General features: G+C 43.9%; 10 protein-coding genes. All 10 read right to left on the bottom strand.

Annotated elements, in window-relative coordinates:
* Window positions 1–15: 15 nt before the first annotated feature.
* On the bottom strand, window positions 16–2,310 hold the full coding sequence (bglX, locus tag IH597_09690; GenBank protein ID MBE0662729.1) for a beta-glucosidase BglX: 2,295 nt from the start codon (window positions 2,308–2,310) through the stop codon (window positions 16–18).
* An 81-nt stretch (window positions 2,311–2,391) separates the two neighbouring features.
* On the bottom strand, window positions 2,392–5,736 hold the full coding sequence (locus tag IH597_09685) for a hypothetical protein (GenBank protein MBE0662728.1): 3,345 nt from the start codon (window positions 5,734–5,736) through the stop codon (window positions 2,392–2,394).
* Window positions 5,737–5,823: 87 nt separating this feature from the next.
* Window positions 5,824–8,253: a beta-galactosidase gene (locus tag IH597_09680; protein MBE0662727.1), complete on the bottom strand. Its 2,430-nt coding sequence runs from the start codon at window positions 8,251–8,253 to the stop codon at window positions 5,824–5,826.
* A 17-nt stretch (window positions 8,254–8,270) separates the two neighbouring features.
* Entirely contained in the window at window positions 8,271–10,364 is a 2,094-nt protein-coding gene (locus IH597_09675) for an MFS transporter (GenBank protein ID MBE0662726.1), read from the bottom strand.
* Window positions 10,365–10,387: 23 nt separating this feature from the next.
* Complete coding sequence (locus tag IH597_09670; GenBank protein MBE0662725.1) at window positions 10,388–13,564, bottom strand: discoidin domain-containing protein; 3,177 nt, start codon at window positions 13,562–13,564, stop codon at window positions 10,388–10,390.
* 103 nt (window positions 13,565–13,667) lie between these two features.
* A complete protein-coding gene (locus tag IH597_09665; protein ID MBE0662724.1) occupies window positions 13,668–15,053 on the bottom strand; it encodes a Tat pathway signal protein in 1,386 nt (461 codons plus the stop codon).
* 119 nt (window positions 15,054–15,172) lie between these two features.
* Complete coding sequence (locus IH597_09660; GenBank protein ID MBE0662723.1) at window positions 15,173–17,158, bottom strand: Ig-like domain-containing protein; 1,986 nt, start codon at window positions 17,156–17,158, stop codon at window positions 15,173–15,175.
* A gap of 68 nt (window positions 17,159–17,226) precedes the next feature.
* The gene (locus tag IH597_09655) at window positions 17,227–18,477 is read right to left on the bottom strand and encodes an Ig-like domain-containing protein (GenBank protein ID MBE0662722.1); all 1,251 of its coding nucleotides are present in this window, start codon (window positions 18,475–18,477) and stop codon (window positions 17,227–17,229) included.
* Between the two features lie 41 nt (window positions 18,478–18,518).
* Window positions 18,519–19,796: a T9SS type A sorting domain-containing protein gene (locus tag IH597_09650; GenBank protein MBE0662721.1), complete on the bottom strand. Its 1,278-nt coding sequence runs from the start codon at window positions 19,794–19,796 to the stop codon at window positions 18,519–18,521.
* A 55-nt stretch (window positions 19,797–19,851) separates the two neighbouring features.
* Window positions 19,852–21,327, bottom strand: coding sequence for a RagB/SusD family nutrient uptake outer membrane protein (locus IH597_09645; GenBank protein MBE0662720.1), 1,476 nt, complete (start codon window positions 21,325–21,327; stop codon window positions 19,852–19,854).
* Window positions 21,328–21,333: the final 6 nt, after the last annotated feature.

Genomic DNA, 21,333 nt, shown 5'->3' with positions numbered 1-21,333 from the left:
TGCCGTAAATACTAATCATTTATAAGAAAAGCCTATTGCTTGCGTATCGCTTGAATTACTGCCAATCATTAGAATGAATTCTCCTTTTTCAGCAAAAAAACTCATGTCATCGTGATAGAAAGCCAGGTCTTCTGTCTGAACAGTAAAAGTTATTGTTTTTTGTTCGCCTGCTTTCAGGTGCACTTTTTGAAATCCTTTCAGTTCTTTCACCGGACGGGTGATGCTACCAACCATATCTCGTATATAAAGCTGCACCACTTCGGCACCATCGTAACTACCGCTATTTCTGACATTAATGCTCGCCTTCAGCTCTTGTCCTTCGCTAAACTCTGTTTTGTCGAGTACAACTTTCCCGTAATCAAAATTTGTATAGCTCAGGCCATAACCAAAAGGCCATAAAGGTTCATTGGGAATATCAAGATAATTGGTCCGGAACTTTTTAAACCACTCATCATCATCCAGAGGGCGTCCGGTGTTTTTATGATTGTAATATATTGGGATTTGTCCTACACTTCGTGGAAAAGTTACAGGTAGTTTGGCAGAGGGATTGACTTTGCCAAAAACAACATCTGCAATAGCATTTCCGCTTTGGGTTCCTCCAAACCATACATTCAGGATCGCAGGAATAATTTCCTTTTCCCAATCCAGAATTAATGGGCGGCCTGCGAACACAACCAATACTAAAGGTTTACCCGTATTCATTAAAGCTTTGAGCAGTTCGCGCTGGCTGCCGGGAAGCTGCAAATCAGTACGGCTGCTGCTTTCGCCGCTCATTTCAGCTGATTCACCCATCACCGCTAAAACAACGTCGCATTCTGCTGCAAGCGCTACAGCTTCATCCCTTAATTGTTCAGGAGTTCTTATTGTATCAATCGTTGGCATTCGCCGCACTGCTGACCTTTGGTCAAGTTTTGGGTCGTCGGTAATATTGGCACCTTTGGCATAATAAACATTTGCCATGTTGCCCACCGCATCTCTGAATCCTTCCAGAACTGTTATTGATTGATTATGATCAACGGCCACACTCCACGTGCCTGCCATATTCATGCGACTATCAGCCAGTGGCCCTATCAGTGCTATTTTTCCCTGGGGTTTAAGCGGCAATATTTGTCCTTCATTTTTGAGCAAAACAAAGGTTTGTGCAGCCAGTTCCCTGGCAATGCGATTATTTTCTTCGGTGAAAATTTCAGTTTCTGAGCGCTCTTCGTAACAATACCTGTATGGATCGTGGAATAATCCGAGTTTATATTTGGCTTCCAGTATTCTGCGGCATGCCTGATCAATCTGATAAGGCGTAATCCTTTTTTCTTCCAATGATTTTCCGAGTGTTGTTAAGAAGCCTTCACCAACCATATCCAGATCCACTCCTGCTTTTAAAGCCATTGCCGAAACAGTTTGAAGATCGCCGACGCCATGCATCATCATTTCATTAACGGCAGTATAATCGGTTACCACGAAACCGTCAAAACCCCAATTATCGCGCAAAACTTCAGTCAGCAGCCAACGATTTCCTGATGCAGGAATTCCATCAACCTCATTGAAGGAGGTCATTACGCTTCCGGCGCCAGCCCTGATTCCAGCCAGATAAGGTGGAAAATACTCATTGAACATACGCAAGCGGCTCATATCGGTGGTGTTGTAGTCAAGGCCACTCTCAGCAGCGCCATACAAAGCCATATGCTTTACACAAGCCATCATTGTGTTATTTTTCGAAAGATCATCCCCCTGATAACCTCTTACGAATGCTTCTGCGAAGCGGGAACCGAGGTAAGGGTCTTCACCAAAACCTTCGGCGATGCGACCCCAGCGGGGATCACGGGTAAGATCAACCATTGGAGAAAAATTCCAGCATAAGCCGTCGGCAGTTGCCTCACTAGCCGCTATACTTGCGCTTCGCTCAATCAGATCCATGTCAAAACTTGCAGCCAGTCCCAGTGGAATAGGGAAAACCGTACGGTAACCATGAATGACATCCAGGCCAAACATAAGCGGGATTTTATTTCTGCTTTCTTCAACCGCAATGCGTTGCATCTCACGTATTTTTCCTAAGGTTCGCAGATTGAATACAGCGCCTACTTTGCCCTCCAGTATTTTTTTTCCTATTTCTGACGAAGTCGCCTCTCCAGTGACTATATCTTCATAACCAGGCAGCAGATTGAGTTGCCCGATCTTTTCTTCCATGGTCATGCGCTGCATAAGTTCATTTATCAATGCATCCATTTCGGAACCGGCCACAGGTTCCTTCTTCTGAGAAAAGGATAAGATCATGAGAGCTAAAAGCAGCGCTGTCAATATTAATTTTATCTTCATCTCAAATTTCTTTCATGTCAGAATTTTGTTATCATTTAGATTTGAAGCTTTCACCGGCATCAATCAAAGGCTCAATGATCGTTATAAGATAATTTCAATTTCGTTTGATGCCTGATGCAACATCTTGATAAACGCTTCCTTGCGGATCATCACACCACCATTCCTGTATGGATTTGCTTCTTTTGTGAACTCAACAGGATGCATATTGATGAAAACAGTTTTCGGGCTGTGGTTGTTTTCTTCTATTCTATATCTGAACCTTACGTCATGGCTCAGAAATTTCATTGAAACATTTAGCCCGCTAAACGCAAACGGCATAACCGGGTCAAGGATCACATAATCAGATTCAATCCGTAGGCCCAGTAATTTTGAAATTATCAGCCCGATATAAATACCCGGCCCACTTGAATACACCCGCCAGCCACCTCTGACTGTGATGTTGCCAGCCGCAATCTTATCATAAAGCTCATCAGCTTCATACCTGCTTTTGAAAGCAACATCTGAACTGCTGTAATAACAATTTGCCTGGCGGATATCACCACAATCCACAATATCCCTGTAAGCCACCGAGATTGCCTGCCGAAGCGCTTTCACAAACGCATCGGCATTGCCCGTGCGGGCCAATGACTCTGCATAACGGATATGTTCATGCATATACATAAGGCCAATTTCGCGGCCAAAGAAAGTACTGCTTTCAGCTCTTTGAAAAATTGTTCGAATGCCTCCTTTATATTTGAGTGGGCGATCCATGAGGCGGGCGCCATCGGGGCCTTTCAGGTGCTTTTCAATTAAATCCTGGTGATGCAAGGCCTGTTCTTTGGTAAAGATTTCACTGAGTATGCCACGTTCCATGGGTAAAATACTGTATTGGATTCCGGTTGTGGTATCAGTCGGGTGAAGCAAAACACTGATGTTGCCATTTTTTTCCACCAGTCCATATCCTGCTACCACGCCATCTTTTACAAGATATTTGTTAAAATCAGATTTGATCCTTTCGCTAATCTGAGCCAGTTCGCCGGCTTTTTCAGTCTGTCCGGTTCTTATAAATACCTGCTGATAATCCTTAAAAGCCTGGTAGTTCATTTCTACCGTCCAGCTTGAGATCATGCGTTGAGCGAGTTGCTCACTAACAGGTTGTAAAGAATCATTCCAGTCGCCGCCACCAAAGGGCACAAGCGCGGTGCCCGGGATAAATGATCCGGTAATCATATTGATCAGCCTGTTCATGTGCTCGCTGAGTGAAGTTTTTTCAGCAGCATTAATTCCGTTTTGATGATAATAAGGGAGTACTTCGTCAAGGATGCGTGTATCGCCGGTAACTTTGACATAATTAGCAAGCGCTATGATGCACCAGTAAACCACATCGCCGTTGGAATCATGCGCCCTGATGTTGTGATAGCTATCGAACATCCACCATTGCGGCCAGCCGCCATCAGGGTTTTGGTTCGAGAAGATAATGCGCAAAACTTGCCTGGCTTCATCATATTTTTGCAGGCACAGCAACAACTCAACCGGCCCCTGGGCAACATCGCGTGTTCCCCAGGCAGCGCCGCTGAACTGTTCGAGGCCGTATGGGGTCAGAAAATGGGTCAAAGCGTTCATGCCATACCAGGGTAAGATTTCACGAATAGCTAAAACATCTTTCTGTTGACTTTCAAGAGATAGGTTCAAACTTAAGCCCTGCCATGCAAAACCGGCATCAATGCAATCGGAGAGCCACTGTTCATCGGCGTTTTCAAACTGAATCATTTCGGCTTCGCAACCTACTTCAGCAAGAAAACTCATACAAAACGCAGAAGTTGTCCTGACATCCAGCACGTACTTTGAATCAGATAAGCTCTTGTCATTACCGTAAAAGACTTCATTATCGTTCGCCGAAAATTCAGCATTCTCGCTTTGAACCCTTATCCGGAATTGTGCTTCTGGAAATTTTCCGGCTATCATGCTATCTGGCTTTGGCCTGAAAATATATTCGCCATTGTTGTTTCCGGTAAAAGCTTTCCAGCCGTTCAAACCATCAAAATCATGCGTAATTATAAATCTCACATCATCACCCCTGAGAACCTTGACATCCATATTCACCTGTGGGGCTGATTTAGATGTCCAGGTTCGAACCTGGAAGCAGTACTTGCCATGCTTATAAATCCAGCGGCAATGGTTCAAGCCAATTTCAAACGCGGAGGGAACTCCAAGCAAATAGAGTGTGTCATTTATTTCAACAAAAATCCGTTGGCCTGATTCTGGCGAAAGATTAAACTGGCTCGTGCAAATGGATAGCAGTGTATTGAAATTTGTATTTCCCTGTGTAAGATGCGAATTGAAAACACCAAACATAAAAGCAGTGGTGGATACGATGTTTTCATCAGGTACCAGTCCGGCTTTGGCCTGCATGATATGGCCATGAGGCCGGTCGGCAAGCAACTCTTTTGCCCTGAGTACAATATGCCTGTTCTCTTTGCTGAAAAACGACAATAAGCGGCCATCCACTTTTTCAGGATGTCGCCGTTCGTTGCCAAAAAACTGGTTCAGTTCGACATCATTTAAATCTTCAACAGGGAAAAAAGCGGAAGTATTGAAGATGTTTTTTTCCGGTGCTAACCATTCGCCAGGACTACCGGAAGGATTCTTAATATCAAATTCCGATTTCAGGGTGGCTAAGCGGCCCAGATCGTCTTCTGATGAAGCCTTTGGGTGATCGTGCAAATAAGTAGCAAAAAAAACACTCTTAAAATTTTCTCCTATAGCAAGTTTGAAGGGTTTTCCCTGCAAAACAACAACAGATGATTCACCGGCATACTCGCCCCCCAGCCTTTCTATAATCAAACCTTCAGGAATCCCGGTTTCCCGGTAAGTTTTGCCATAAAACTGCATGCCATCCGTGCTTCCTGCAACAGCGCCATTTTCGCAAGCCATCATGAACCAAGGATTGCCAATGGCTTCTTTCATATTCTGGCGGCAACATATTACTGAGCCAAAGGTTTGATCTTCAAGGATTCGTCTTTCGAGGTATTGGCTTACATAATATTCATTGATCAGCCCTGAATTGATTGGTTTCAATCCAATGTCCTGCACATAAATTAAATCAAGCTCGACCTCTTCATCAGATTTGTTGTTGATTTCGATCATGAACTGCCAGCTCAGACTTTTCGGCGAAAGCCGGAGTGAGCAAAGATATTCAATACCCTGCCAGATGCCGCCGGCAATCAAAGTCTCGCCGGAAACTTTAAACCGACTATTGCTTTCGGGTCCGAGGAGGGCTATGAACTCAATGGGTTTTGACCTTTTTCTAAGGTAGATATTGGCTCCCGGTTTTGAAAAAGGCGTTGTTTCTTTAAGGCTGATCCTGATGGGATCTGCTTCAAAACTTTTGATTGAGCCATTTCCAAGGAATTTAACGGTGAGCCCTGATTGGTTTATAATGTTCATAGTTGAAAAGAGATTAAACCGCTAAGGCGCGAAGGCGTATGGATTTTTATGAAATAGCCTTTTCTTTACGTCTTTGCGCCTTAGCGGTTAAAAATTAAGACGGATGACAAATTCTTCTCTGTGCTTGTGCGGATAATTAACTACAATCCGCTTCCCACTGCTTAGCATTTTAACCGGTTCATCGTCAATGGTAATCGAATTGATCTGAGCCAAATTCTCGCCTTCAAAAACGATTTCCCCTGCCAGGTCGCGATCTCCGAAAACTGTGATTTCAGTTATAGATTCCTTTGTTTCAATCGCCAGGATACCGGATGTGCTGTGAAGTATCGTCAGTCCTTCTCCCATTTGCATGCATATTGGGGTCAGAACAGCATATAAAGCCGGCCACAAAGTTGCTTTGCCTGAAAACGGTATCGTTATAGTTTCATGGCTGCCTGGATGCGTATAGGTTACTGTTCCGGTTTGCTCTTCATTATAATAATTTCCGACAAACAGCATCGCGGAATTTTCATCGGTAAATCGTTGCCTTACCGTTATGAAATCGTTGTCTGACGATGCTTTCCGAAGTCTTGCTCCCGATGTTTCCAGTAAAGCTTCGTAAATCGGTTTGTGTCCTTCGGTGTCGAACCCAATCCATGTTCCCAGATGAATTATCCTGCCTTTTTTATGCGATTTTGAAAAACCGCAAACACTGCCCTTCAGTGTTCGGGCAATTACTTCATCAGACGTAAATGTTTCTTCGGGATAAACGATTTGCGGGTTCGCACATTTGATATCGCTTAAACTAAAAACATCAATAAGAGGCGAATCAATGGTTTCGACTCCTAAGGGTTTAACTGACAATGCATCCCGGATAATTGCGCAGGGTTTTTGTGACATTTCCCGGTTGGGCAGGTTCGGGAAGATTACCAAATTTCCACCTGCGGCAACATAGTTAATCATGGTTTGCTGATCCCCTGAATTCATTTCATCGGTGCAAAATGCCCAAACCTGTTTGTATTTATTTAACTCAGCAGCAGTAGTTTTCGTCAGGTCAAGCATGTCATAATCTACATTCAGAACCTGCAGTGCTTTCAGCAAACCATCAAAATATGCAGGCCTGCGAATGGCAGAATAAGAAAACTTTAGTCCGGATGCTCCTTCTTCAGGCCTTTCCAGTTCTGTAGCATAATAGGGAGGGTAGAACAACACACATATTTCGGATTGACGTTTTGCTTCGAGAATGAGGCTTTCATTTGTTTTGATGAGTTTGCTCATTCGCTGAACCAATGAAAACGCGCTTGTACGCTCCCCTTCGGCAGTCAATGGTGTGAACCAATAAAATGTATCGCCTGAGTAGCCCATTTTCTCCGGGTTGCGCCCCTGTGAGAACATGTAGTAATTCCAGCCGGTCAGTCCATTGGCAATGCTGGCTTTGTAAAAAAGTTCCATTTCACGTGGGTTCGTAACCACATGGTATTCGCGTGAACCGCTCTGAAATTCCGCAGCAAACAATGGTTTGTTTCCCTGCATTGCAATGGTTATATCATTAATAATCCGGTCGTCGTGCATGTTGCAGTGCGACATGAACTCAGGAATATGATCAACCCCGAAAATGATATCGCTCTTTTCCCTGTACAATTCCTCATACATTGTAATATTCACCGGAAACTCATATCCATGCCCGTAAATCCAGCCCGGCAGGTTGTGATAAAAAGGAACCGTAACGCCATGTACCCTGGCCATCTGCGCAAGCATTTTGAGGTATTCAGCGTAATACATGCGCCAGAAGGAATGCCATTCGTAATCACGGCTGCGATCTCCTTTTGATTCGTACGGAAGTTTGCCATCGGGTGGTAAAGCAATATGCTCAAAATCATTGAAATTGGTTCCCCACAATGAATTCACTTTTTCAATGTTGGCAAACCTGCTTTCAAGGTATTTTATAAACCGCTGCCTGATATCCTCACTGTAATCAGCCTGATGTGCGAGCCATGAGAACAAACCAATTTCATTGCAAATCTGCATCATGATCACCGGCCCGCCATTTGAGATTTCATGCTCCCGAATAAAAGGCATAATATGATTATACCAATGGGTAACACTTTCGATATATCCAGGGTGGAACAGGCTTACACCATCGCTCGGAACTGCTTCTCCCCTGCTGTTATGCATTCTCAACGCTTCTCCATATTTGTTCAGGAACCAATATGGAAGACCGGCGCCGCGGAATTCGGCAAGTATATAAGGGCCGGGTTTCAAAATGCAGGTCAGACCAAAATCCTTGCATAATTTCAGCCAGCCTTTGAGATCGCGTTCAGGCAATGTGGTTCCATCAAAATCAAATACGCCCTCATCAGGCTCATGCCAGGCCCAGGGCACGTAAGAACTTACCGCTGCGAGCCCGGCTTCTTTTGCTGCTTCAAGGTGAGTGTTCCATAACTCACGCTTAACCCTGAAATAATGGATCTCACCTGAATTGAGAAAGACCTTTTTATTATCCAGGTAAAAGTTATTTTCCTTAATACTAAAATTCATTTTCAAAGATTTTCAATTTAAGCCATAATTGTTCCATTGGCATTGTCCTCCTCATCCCGTCTTTCCTTGTTTCTTTGCTTGAGAAGTGCCTTAATTTCGCTGGATCGTTTTTCAGTTAGCGAGTAACGCAGTAAAAAGAAAACAGAAAAGATACTCAACAGCAATGGCAGCCCTATTTCTACCGCGCGCATCATAAACAAGGTATATGGCGATTGCTGTGTGAGTTCTACAATTTCGTCTTCAACAACGCTTAGCTCCTGATCAAGCTTTTCGAGTGGCAATGCAGTGTTCAGATTGGCAAGCCGGTTATTTACGCCCAGCATGTTTTCCATCAGTTCCTGATAGTGTTCTTCGCTCTTTTTTGTTTTCATTGCCCTGGCTTCAAGGTGCAGCATTAGCTCAAATGAATTCATTCTTGCTTTGTTAAGCCTGGTTTGCAATGTAAGGGTGATTGCCTCTTCTGTAATTGATTTGGCAAGAACTTCATCAGCCGGTAATGTTATGTTTTGTAAACGCGACTGTAATTGTTCCAACTCATTCATGTTGGAGTTGGTGGCTGTAAGGATGTTTGCCAACATGTCTTTTTTCTGGCTTTCGTAGGTAGCTATTTTTTTACCCGACATTTCAGGCTGTCTCAGCAATTCCTTCTCAAGATAAATTGCATATGTTTGTGATTCTGCCAACGCTTCCGCAGTCTGTATTTTTGCTTTTTCAATCAGCTCAGTATTGGTTCCCATGAGTGATTGAGCGCTTCCCCAATCCTGCACCTTGACCTGCATTTCCCTGATGCTCCCCTGCAGGCTGTCAACCCTGGTAACCTGGGTTTCGTCGAACATTGTAAATACGATTAGCGCTCCGGCAACAAAGCTGGCCAAAGCGGTTCCCATTTTAATAAACCACCAGAAAATAGAATAATAACTGCCTTCGGTGCGTGTACCCGTTTTCAGGTCATCTTCGTCGCAAATATCGCCCACCATTGAAGAACCCAGGGTAAAGAAAAACAGCATCCCGGCTGAAAGTAAAACTGTGGGAATAATAATCAGGTAAGGATATTGAGGGTTATAGGCGAAGATTTTGGAGAGTTGCGCGAGGCACATGAGTAAAATTGCAATTGAGAGGGTTTTTCGTTTACCCAGTTTCGGACTGATCCAGTTAAGGGGGAATACAGCCAGCACCCCTGTGATGGCCCAGATAGTGCCATTTATTCCAAGCAAATATGCCCCTGCAACTTTATCTCCTCCGAAAATGTAAAAAATAGGAATGTACGACCCCAGCAGGTTCACGAAATTAAATCCCATGGCCAAGGTAAAGATCGTTAACGTCAGCATGATAAAATTCCTGTTGCTGGCGGTGTGTTTTACATCTTTCCAGAAAGGCGTCTTCGCCTGTTTCTTCACACGTTTGAATCCTGGTTCACGCAATGTAAAGAACCACCAGAACGAGAGTGGGATCAGGATGGCTGCGATAAGTATGGAAACATAGCGCATGCCATCAGCCTCATTGCCTCCGGGTCCTCTAAAAATTTCCAGGCTTGCCAGGGCAAAGAGCCAGGGTGTACTCATTGCAAAAAGATTACCGACAAAGCTTTTGGCACTGAAAAGCCGGGTGCGCTCATGTTGGTCGGTGGTCATCTCCATACCAAGTGCGCCGTGTGGGATCTCAAAAATGGTGCAGGCAGTATAAAACAGCAGGAGCGCGACCAAGATGTAAACAAGTTGGAAAGCCTGGAAGCCCGCCTCTGACGGGAACCAAACCCTCACCATATCACCTTTGGGAATCCACCAGATTACAACAAAAAAGAATGCTACCAGGATTCCGCCTATCAGCAAATATGGTCGACGACGTCCCCAGCGAGTACGGGTATTGTCTGACATATGGCCGATAATGGGATCGGAAACTGCATCCCACAAACGGGGTATGATTAAAATAACTCCCAGCCAGAAAGCGCTGAGCCCCAAACTAATATTGCCCATCAAACCAACGAGTATCCCGGCTATGTTAAAGAGGGCAATGGGAATGATTCCGCCTGCACCATAAGCTGCCAGTTGTGGGAAAGGGATTCTATCTTCTGCTAAAACATGCTTTACTCTGCCTTCTTTCTGTTCGTTCATAGTAAAAAATGCTGGCGGAAACGTTAATAATAAACAATTACTTCTGCAGGAAATTCCCTTACCGAAATCTCCCTTTCATTAAAATCATGGGTCTCAATACCATTGATGGTGATTTTTTCAGGCATTAACAAACTGTTGAAATTCCTGATTTTAATTCCATTGGCGGGAAGGTTCGCATCACCATAAATTGAGAAGTGGTAGCGCGACTTTTCCTTCTTAATTGAAAATGAGATTTCACCATAATAGGTCGGAAGGTTCTCAACCGAAATTCCTTCAGGTGAATCAATCCAATCCTGGTAAAGCGCCGACGCGAGTACAAGCGATTCATCGTACTCATTTTCATAAACAAACATTGAGCGGATGGCATTGATGAAGTCGCTGCCGACCCAGGTATGTGGCATATCGCCTATAAATCGCGGAATGCGGTAATCTTTCCAAACAACTTCGGCCCAATGATGCCAACCCTGAGGCCGCTGATCGTCGAGGAAAAAATCAATTAATGCATGCGCCCTTTCCGGTTGATCCAAAATGATGTAAGAACCTATCAGGCGCGTCTCGTAAGGGGTGTAATTGATCCATTCAATTTCACCGTCTCGTCGGGTCCTGAAATACTTGTAATACCTTTCGAAGGTATTATAAACCTCCGGCCGGGGAAGATTATTCAGTTCGTTGCATGGTGTTAAGGCGATGGTTGTTGATGTGGCATCAAAATCGCCAAGCTCAACACAACCGGGGAGGTAATCAATGTTCCTGGTTTTCATCGCCAATTTAAAGGAATTGTACAGGTTTTCCCTGAAAGTGTCGCGTGTTTTTGCAATGCTTTCGTAATGCTCTTGCTCGCCAAGAATCTTCTGGATTTCAACCGCATCTTTTAAACCTTTCATGATAAAAAAATTATCCCAATAGGAGTGCATGGGTTTTTCGGAATAGCCTTCATGACTGATGGATTCCGGAACCAGGCCGTAATAAGCCCGGATGCTGTCGTTGCCGAATTTGAAATGGTCGGTTGATCTTTCGGCAATTAACGATTCAATGTACTCTACTGCCATTAAAACGTTTTCATTTTTTGATCGCAGAAAGGCTGTGTCCTTTGTGAAGTTGAAATATTCACGGATCAGATAAATCAGTTGGCCGTGGCTATCGTGCTCGGGAACCGGATCGGGCCCGCGAAAATCCACAACACAGGGAACTTTGCCACTTTCGTACTGGTGATCGGCATACCAGTTGATGAAGTCTTTCACCTCTTCAACAATTCCTGATTTTAACAGCGCCGATGAAGTAAGCGATCCATCACGTATCCAGCTTCTCTCGTACGAACGCGAACCGGGTTGGATCCCGGCTTTATCGCGGTTGATCAATATATAGGCAAGGTTCGATTTATAGGCATTTACAATCCTGTCAGCCGATTCGGGCAGGTTGAATTTAATGTGGTCCACCCGATTTCTCCAGAACCCGGTAGATTGTCTGAAATATTCTGCAATTATTTCGTTGCTTATTTCGTGGTTCTCAGGAACAGGATCATAAAACGGGACTACTACAAAGAATTCCTTGCGCTCGCCGGGATTCAGTCTCATAATATATTTCATCACTCCACCTGCCAGCCCTTGCGGATCAGTGGCAGAAGTCCTGTAAGGAATTTCGCCATTCCGGATAAAATCAACTACGTTGCCAGCATCAAAAGCAAATGCCCCGAAATGATCATAATCTATGGTAGAGAACAGTTTCTTCTTATCAACGGTAATTGCCCTACCTTTTTCCGGTCCACGGATCGAATGAATTTTACCAGCGCCGCCCTCGAGGTTCAAAAACTGGTAATAAGGATTCACCTGGAATGGCCGTACCAGCAAATAAAACTCGAAATCCTTCGTTTGGCCTGAAGTGTTGGTGAATGAGTAAGCAATATTCAGGCGGGAATCAACATTGGCTTCTCCGCTGGCAGAAATCCCTGTCACAAAATTTATATCATCGTAAAGCCAGCTTACTGATGGTGTGAAACCAAGCCCGCCATCATCTTCAAAATAATTCAAAGATTGGTTTGATTGTACATTGTTCCAGTTATAGAGTTTGCCACCGGATATTATCATTGGTTCAATTGAAAACAGGGCTTTATCCACCTCAACCATTCCATCTTCATTGATCATGGCTTCTTTCATATCGTTGTTAACGCCTGTTACAGTCCAGTACGAAGCCTGCTCAAGAAAATAGCGCGGATAATCACCTGCGGTAGAATTCTGAGCAGTGTATCTGAGAAAATCATTGGCTGACATAGCGCTTTTTATGTCTAGAAAATTGACTTCAGCAATCCCGAACCTGTTCTTTGTAGCCCCATCTAAAAGATTAATCTTTAAATATCTGGCTTCGGTTTCAGGCATTCTTATGAAGCTTACATCTCCATGATTTGATCTGACTGAGTAAACTTTCTCCCAGGATTGATTGTCATCGAAAACAAGTATTTCAAAGCTTTTGGCGCGAAGATCCTTTTCCCACGTAATCTGTAGGCCACCAAATTCCCTCTGGGTTCGAAAATCAAAATGCACAAACTGATTTTTACGCTTACGGCTCAGCCATGAAGATTCCTTTGAATCGTCGAGGATAAGCGCGGGTTGGTGATTACGATGCGATGAAGAGGCAGTTACAATGGGATCAGGATAAGTAGCTGTTTCGGGCGGAAGCGGCTTAAATTTGAGATCATCAATCCAGATTGTGCCTTTGCCGCCAACGAAAGAGGCAATTGTAAACTCAATCCGGTCAATGCGTTTTAAGTCACGGTCATCGGTGGGACCCCAGGCAAATCCGATATGCCTTTTTTTAATTGTGATTTTTTTCCATTCTTCCGGGAAATCATAATTGCGGTTATTCACCCACCAGACATTGTCGCCGCTGCTATCAATAAATTTAACCTCAAAATTGTTTGCCGGCGATTCGGCTTTCAAATAAAAGGTAAACTCATAGTTTTCGGGCAGGTCAATCGGAAACAATTTCTGGATGCCCCCGTAGCCGGTTCCTTTTGTGAAATCATAATCAAAGCGGAGTGCATTATCGCTTAATCCTTTGTCTACTGAGAGGTTGAGATCAACTCCATCGGACTGTATAAAATCCCAGCCGGATTTGTTTTCAAACTGATCAAGCGTTTGGATCTGAGCCAAACCGACCGTTGTCATTAAAAACAATAATGTAGAGAGTGCAAATTTCTTCATCATTCTAATGTTTTAAACCGCTAAGGCGCGAAGGCGCAAAGACTTTAAATTTCCCCGCGTCTTTGCGCCTTCGCAGTATATTCTCATGGGACATCGTTTTAAAAATTTACTTGCCCATGTATTCATAGCCCAGCTTATTCAATCCATCCTGGATAACAGGATCTTTCATCACATAATCCCAGACCAGGCCGGTTCTGAAATTTTCAATCATGATAAGCATAGGACCCTGGGCGATGCCGATAAAATCATCATTCACCCATTTGGCTGTTGGATTGAAAGCATCGTAGAATCCGTATTTGCCCCAGATGCTGTCGCCGTGCTTCTCAATCATGGAATGAATGGTTGGAAGAACAATTTCGGGTGCAAACGGCAAGGATGAAAGCGATGCATAAGGAGCGATGGTTCCATCATCAAAATAATTGTACTCAGGTCCGGCAGCTCCCCTGCCTGCATACCCTAAAAATTCTTTGTCATCGAAATTATGAATCTCTGTGGGTCCATCACTTGCAGTTACACCCCAGCAAAGCGAATCATAACCGACCCAGCCATGTGGGTTTTCAATGGCGTATTGTTGCTGAACATAGGTTGCACGGCGCGAATTTTCGAAATAGTCAATGCCTTTTTCTTTCATGTATGAATCAACAAGGCCGCGGTAATCAATAAATGCCTGCGAAAACTGATGACCGAACAATGGAGGGAAAGCAACATGCGAAAGGCCTTCATAAGGAGTATTCCATTTGTATGTTGATAACCATGAATTATAGCTTCTTTCAACATTTTCCATTCCGGTACCGGCGGCCAGCACATATAGGAACAGCGCTTCATTATACCCCGTCCAACCCCAGCTATGCAAACCTTCTTCGGGATCCCAGCCCATTGAAATCGTATGGGGATGCTGGCTTTCGGCTGGCATGTCCAGGAAATTCCATTCCAGTCGGTCAATTAGTTTACTGGCAAGTGAGCGAATTTGCTTTTCAGTTTTATTGTCTGCATTGAAATAATTACGCGCAAATATGATCCCCATCATCAGCAAGCCGGTATCAATCGAGGAAAGTTCGCAATCCCACTCACGTTCTCCGGTGTCCATCGTTAGGAAGTGATAATAAAATCCTTTGTAGCCTGTTGCCAGCGCGTCAGTGCTCTGCTCAGAATTGTAAAAGAAATTTAGCATGTAGAGCACTATTTGCGCTGCTTCTTCCCGTGCAATCCAATTTCTTTCTACTCCAATTGCGAAACATGGAATACCAAATCCTGTGGAAGCTATGCTTGATGGCGCCCAGTCAGCAGAGCGGTCTTTCACAATACCCCATTCAGGATGCTGTTCATTCACAAAGAAGAGAAATGTTTTCTTCTGTATAGAATCGAGCATGAGTTCATCAGCCTGTGATAATGGGTAATCTATTTTCCCATGCGATTTAAACACTACTTGATTTGGTTGGTTGCAGGCAGACACTGATAATGCGATTAAAAACAAAGTAAATATCTTCTTCATAGTCTTTGGATTAATAGTTTTTCAAATGCGTTCTTATCAGTTCCATTTGTGTCAATGAAGTTGTGCAGATTGATGATTTTTCAACCATCAATGCACTTAGTTTTCACGTAGTATTGTCACTAATTTGAAAACCCCAGCTTATCCATCGCAGCCTGCACTTCAGGCGCTGACATGAACAGATCCCAGCAAAGGCCGGTCCGGTAGTTTTCAATCATTACAATGATGGGACCCTGGTCAATTGCCAGGTATGAATTTGCCCACCATCCCTGACCCGGATTGAAGGCATCATAAAAGCCATATTCGCCCCATAATTTATCTCCAAGGATCGAATAGAAATGTTGCATCGCCTGCATTGATTCTTCGGGGGTGTATGGCATTGACGACAGGGCAGCAGTTGGGGTAATGGTACCGTTGTCCCTTGCAGGAGTTGGTTCATGTGCAAGGTAACCCCAGGGATCGTCGCTTGCGGTTAGACCCCAGGAATCTGCATCATAGCCGATATGGTTATAAGGATTTTCAATGCAATGCTGCCGGTTGATGAGTGTATGGTTCACATTCTGTGTCCAGTAGTTGGCATACTGATCAATCAGGTTGGTTGGGTTCAGACCAAGAAACGAGTAATGGGCAAAGAAAAGTGGCCCACCGAAGTCATAGCCCACCGGAAGAGGAATTCCATAAAAGCTTTTACCGTTGTTGATATTTCCGGAACGTGCCCAACCCTGGTGATATACTGAGGGTTCAATCGGAAAAGTTGAGGATGTGGCGGCCATAAAATAAGTAATGAGGGCTTCATTGTATCCCCTCACCTGCATGTTCATATCCCAGCCATAGTTTGGCGACCAATGCCAGTACAATACGTTTTGTCCGCCACGGGTGTACCACGACCATTCTATTTCATTGAGTAAGACATTGATCTTGTTGAAGAGCAAGCCTTCAAAATAAGCATTGGGATCCAAATACTGACGAATTGTTAACAGGCCTGCGGCCATGAATGAGGTTTCAACCAGATCGCCGCCGTTGTCTTTTGTGCTGAAAGCAATGGTTTGCCCGGTATTGCCATTCATCCAATGTGGCCAAACACCATGGAAGCGGTCGGCGGCTGTTAAGAAATCTACAATTTGATTGAGACGGTTTACACCTTCAACACGAGAAATAAACCCACGTTCTATTCCGACCAAAATTGCCATCACTCCAAAACCGCTTCCCCCAATGGTTACAGTATTTCCCGATGAATTCCGCTCGCGTGCCAGTCCGCTAACCGGGTGAGCAAAGTCCCAGAAATATTTAAATGATTGTTCTTGGACCAACGTGAGCAGATCCTCATCGCTGATAGGAGGAAATTTCGGTGTAGGATCAAGGCCTGTGTAAAAAGGTTTTGAAAAGCCGGCGAACTTAAATCCATTCAGAGCGGTCAGATTCGGGGAAATATTGAATGTGTATTTTGAGTAGTAGTCAAGGTTTGCATTGTTTGTGATCGTAATCGTTTTGTGATCACCAGAAAGAACTGTATTGAAACCAAAACCGGGGTAGAATGAAAAATGGTTTTGAAAATTATTCAGATCAAGGCTTTCGGAAAAGGTAATTACCAATTCAATTGCATCAAAATCAATGTTCTTTATTTCTGCTGCAATGTTGAAGTTTACACCATTTAGTGTAACTAATTGTATGGTTAGCGTTCCGACCTCTGTCATAAAAGGATACTCAATTCCTGGGAAGGTCTGCTTATCTGCACCCTTTATCTCAGATGAAATTGCAACTTTGTAGGTAACAGAATTTTCAAGAGCGCTGTTGGGAGTTAGCATCACCGTTTTATTCTCATTTGAAAATGAAGTTGTGGCACCTATTGTTTGGTCACTTTCAGTATTTACAATTGCAATATTTTCTCTGGCCGATGCAGTATCTACAGCACTGCTGAATTCAATATAAAAAATGCTGCTTACAGGAATATTTGAAGTGCTCTGTGTATGTGACAGTGTGGTATTGCCCGCTCTTACCCTTATTAATTGCAATGTTCCCGGGTCAGTTGGGTCGCCATTGTCTTTTTTGCAGGATAAGGCAGAGAAAAGTATAAATAGAAAGATGATTAGCCTGGAGCCGTTTGCCATTTTTCAGTATTAATGAAGGAGGGGTGAGCCTAGGCTCGCCCCTCCACATTCCTAACTAAAACCATACCTTACGGTTTTTCTGAGTTGTACATCAACAGAATTTCCGCTGGAGTTAAAACTTTGTGGTAGATCCTGATATCGTCGAGCTGACCTTTGAAGTGGTTAGCTTCAGGGAAGGTATAACCACCCCATGGTTCGTTAGCCCACATTGATCCGGCTCTTGACTGGATGAACCCAAATGCAAGGTCATTATTTACATCGGGCATAGCGCCATCGTATTTCATACCTTTAACTCCACGCTTGGCGTCGCCATCAGGCCAGAGATTGAAATCGAAACTTTTCATTTTCTCGCCGTTGTAATACAAAGTTGCTTTTTTAGCATCACCATCATAGGTATAAATTACATGCAGCCACTTTTCTTTAAGCATTGAAATCATATCGGCAGGGGCAATTGCTTTAGCAAAGTCCCATCCCTGCCAGCCACCATTTCCATTAAAAGTTGCATCGCTTGGAAACCACATGTCTTCACCGGCTGTTGTGCCATCTTCCAGTTCATAGCGGATGGCAAATTTAGCTCCGTCAAGACCCCCAAACATCTCGAACTGCAAACCATAGAATGCGCCCAGGCCAATAACAAAATGCCCTTTGCCCTGATCCATGGCCTTTACCCAGAATGATATAGTAAAATCCTTTGTATTAATTAATACGTCGCCATTGGGAATCTCAATGATACTGCTGGTTCCGTTAAAATCTGCAGCTTTGCCTGCAGCAGCATTGCGTGATGCAACATAAGCTATGTCAACAATGCCGTTGGCAGCTGGATTGTATGAACCTGCTACATCGTTGGCATTGTCTTCAAAAGTCCAATGAGCAATTACACCCGCAGGGGCAAAAGTGCCTTCGGTGGTGAAATTACGTGAAACTTCTGTCATGAATTTATCCTCGGTTGATTTAAGGCCTGCTTTAAACTTCAGGTCATAGAGTGTTCCGCTTCCAAGTACTGTTTTAGGAACAACAGTTATGCTTTTACCTGCAACGGTGATTGTGAGTTCAATGTCGGTATTGTCATAATTCTGTGTTAGTGTAATGTTTGCAGGAATTGCTGTCGCCGGATCAATTTCTGTGCTGAATGTAGCAACAATGGTCGGCTCCAGAGGAACAGTGGTCGGCGCCACAGCCGCATTAAGATCTATTGTACCAGCAACTAGGGTTTCCAAAGTAAGATCCTTTGGATCATCATCTTTCTTACAGGCGGTGAAAACCATTGCTGTAATGGCCAACGCTGCCAGAGGAATTAAAAAAAACTGCTTTCTTTTCATACTACTTAGTTTAAAATTGAATGATTAGTTAGAATTATTACTTAAAAACGCATAATATTTATTTTAGTATTGAGCGGAGTGTTATTGGCAGTAACTCGAAGAATGTAGATACCCTGATTCAAATCAGAAACATCCACCTGAGATTCAAGTGTCTGCGTGTTGGCAGAATACATAAGTCTGCCAGCCAGATCGTAAATCTCAACAGTTTGTATTTTTTCTGAATTTCTAATTGTTATAAAATCACTTGCAGGGTTTGGATACACTTGCAGTTGATTTGCCTTGTCTGGCTCATAAGTAAATAAAGGATCTCCCCCAACCCTGATGTCGTCAAAATAAATAACAATATCATCAGTCAGGGTGAGTGGATCTTCAAAGTCGGGCATAAAAGCAATTACGTTCCAGCTGCCAGTTTTTTCAGAAAAATCGAAAACAATCTCTTCCCATTCCCCTGTAAGGGTTTGAGGATACATGCTGCCAATTTCCAGGTTGGCACTTGGTCCACCTTCAACCTTAAATCTAAGAGGGCTGATACGTGGTTTCCATACTTTTACATAAACAAACTTATTATCAGTCAGGTCAAGAGGTGCTGGCAGCGCAGACCAGAAACCTCCCCATGGAACGCCGTGCTGACTGCGTTCATATTTCACAACGTGTCCGCTTTCGTTAATACCAGTTGGATCTGGATTACCAACAACCGTCATACTGCTGTTGTCATCGGCTCCACCAAGCATAAGGTTCAATTGGATGTGATCAAAATCTTCAACAACATATGCAGCAGCGCTGCCGGGAGTTGGGTCGTTATTTACCATGATGTAGTCAAAATAGATCACAATGTCATCCTCTAATGTCAGAGGATCTTCGAAATCGGGCATAAAGACTACTACATTCCATTCGCCGGTAACGCCTGAAAAATCAAAAACGATATCTTCCCATTCTTCAGTGAGAGTTTGGGGGTTCATACTGGCAACTTCAGTATTTGCGCCGGGGCCTCCTTCAATTTTAAACCTCAGTGGGCTGATCCGTGGCTTCCATACACGCACATGCACATACTTATTAACAGTCAGGTCAAGTGGTTCGGGCAAGGATGACCAGAATCCACCCCAGGGCACACCATGCTGGCTACGATCAAATTTCACGACATGTGAACTGACGTTTATACCACTTGGATCCGGATTTGGAACAATCGTCATGGTACTATTGTCATCAGCTCCACCAAGCATCATATTTAAATTAATATGCTCAAAGTCTTCGACCATTTGAGCACGTGATATGCCGGCCACTGCCAGCATCGCAACTAAAAGAAGAGTAAATTTTTTCATAATGATAATTTTTAATGAATGATTAATTGGTTTTTATGTTGATTCTAATAACTGCTTACCAGTTCGTATTCTGTGATAATGATCCCTGCGAAATGTCAATCTCATTTTGCGGAATTGGAAGTAGTTCATGTTTGCCTTGCTGGTATCCAAGAGGGCCCAACAACTGGGGTGCTTTTCCGGTTCTTACAAGATCCCAGAATCGGTGTCCTTCCATAGCCAGTTCTACCCTGCGTTCGAAAAGGATCAGATCGCGAAGTTCATCTTTATTGGTTGTTGTGATATCAGGCAAAATTTCACCGTTGCCGTGCCGCGCTCTATTACGAACCTCGTTAAGATGTAACAATGCTTCGCCTGGTTTGCCATTCTCGTTCAGCGCTTCGGCGGCCATTAATAGTACATCAGAAAATCTGATCAAACGTCGGTTATGGCCAAATTGGGTATTGGTTGAAGTTCCCGGAATCCACACTTTGCGGTTGTAACATTCTACTTCAACCAAATTTCCCTGCTCATCAAAGGTTTCATCAGGAGTTGTACCATCGCCCAGTATCAAAATACCATCAATTTCGTCTCCAAGATCAATGATTGTGAGTTTCAAACGCGGATCATCCTCTTCAAATGCATTGCGCAGATTGAGCGAAGGACGGTTAAAACCCCATCCACGGTTCGGTGTTCCACGAACGCCTTGTGTATTGGCATACTGATTTCCAACTGCACCTTCGGTTTCCATAGCGCCTATCTCAAAAACAGACTCAACACCATGCTCGCCATTTTTGCCATTGGCGTCTTCAAAGTTCGGTTCAAGGTCATATTCATTTGATTGAATTACCTCAAGTGCATATTTTTCAGCGTTCACAAAATCGCCTTTAAAAAGATAGAACCTGGCCAGCAATGCCCTGGCTGCCCCTTTTGAAGCACGGCCCAAATCATTGGCGCTGTAACCGCTCTTTTCGGGTAAGTTGCTCACAGCAAATAAAAGATCCTGCTCTACAAGATCATATACTTCCTGAACGCTTGCACGCGGAAGCTGGAGAGGCACTACAGTAGTAGTTACCAGTGGTACGCCACTCCAAGCCCTTACAAGATCGAAATAATACAAACCGCGCAAAAACCTGGCCTCGCCAATATAGCGGTTCTTTAAATTGTTATCCATTTCTAGCTCAGGCACCTTTTCAACCACTACGTTAGCGCGTTTGATGCCCTGGTATAATGAGGCCCACCAGCGGTCGAGGCCGTCCTGTGTAGGAGTGTGAGTGAAATTATCATAAGGCCCCACGGTGTTCAAACCATCGTTTGGGTTACTTCCTTTATGTGTATCATCCGACATAATATCGAGGATCGGAAAACCTCCTGAATGATAATTCCAACTACGAAGTGTTGAATAAGCTGCATTGGTAGCTAGCAGCGCATCGGCCTGATTTATCGGAAATGCTTCCTGGGTCAGTTCTCCCTGCGGATTGATGTCAAGAAAATCCTCACAACCCACGAGGACTGATAAGCTAAGTGCAACGAGTATGTATCCTATTTTTTTCATGATCGC

It is taken from the genome of Bacteroidales bacterium (assembly GCA_014860575.1).
Classification (GTDB): Bacteria; Bacteroidota; Bacteroidia; order Bacteroidales; family JAAYJT01; genus JAAYJT01.
Note: the sequence above shows the minus strand (reverse complement) of the source record. Positions and strands in the feature narration are given on the sequence as shown.

What these genes read in the sequence shown, in the direction of transcription:
- IH597_09685 (MBE0662728.1), bottom strand. Translation starts at nt 5,736, where the DNA reads ATGAACATTATAAACCAATCAGGGCTCACCGTTAAATTCCTTGGAAAT.
- IH597_09665 (MBE0662724.1), bottom strand. Translation starts at nt 15,053, where the DNA reads ATGAAGAAGATATTTACTTTGTTTTTAATCGCATTATCAGTGTCTGCC.
- IH597_09660 (MBE0662723.1), bottom strand. Translation starts at nt 17,158, where the DNA reads ATGGCAAACGGCTCCAGGCTAATCATCTTTCTATTTATACTTTTCTCT.
- IH597_09655 (MBE0662722.1), bottom strand. Translation starts at nt 18,477, where the DNA reads ATGAAAAGAAAGCAGTTTTTTTTAATTCCTCTGGCAGCGTTGGCCATT.
- IH597_09645 (MBE0662720.1), bottom strand. Translation starts at nt 21,327, where the DNA reads ATGAAAAAAATAGGATACATACTCGTTGCACTTAGCTTATCAGTCCTC.
- IH597_09680 (MBE0662727.1), bottom strand. Translation starts at nt 8,253, where the DNA reads ATGAATTTTAGTATTAAGGAAAATAACTTTTACCTGGATAATAAAAAG.
- IH597_09650 (MBE0662721.1), bottom strand. Translation starts at nt 19,796, where the DNA reads ATGAAAAAATTTACTCTTCTTTTAGTTGCGATGCTGGCAGTGGCCGGC.
- bglX (MBE0662729.1), bottom strand. Translation starts at nt 2,310, where the DNA reads ATGAAGATAAAATTAATATTGACAGCGCTGCTTTTAGCTCTCATGATC.
- IH597_09670 (MBE0662725.1), bottom strand. Translation starts at nt 13,564, where the DNA reads ATGATGAAGAAATTTGCACTCTCTACATTATTGTTTTTAATGACAACG.
- IH597_09675 (MBE0662726.1), bottom strand. Translation starts at nt 10,364, where the DNA reads ATGAACGAACAGAAAGAAGGCAGAGTAAAGCATGTTTTAGCAGAAGAT.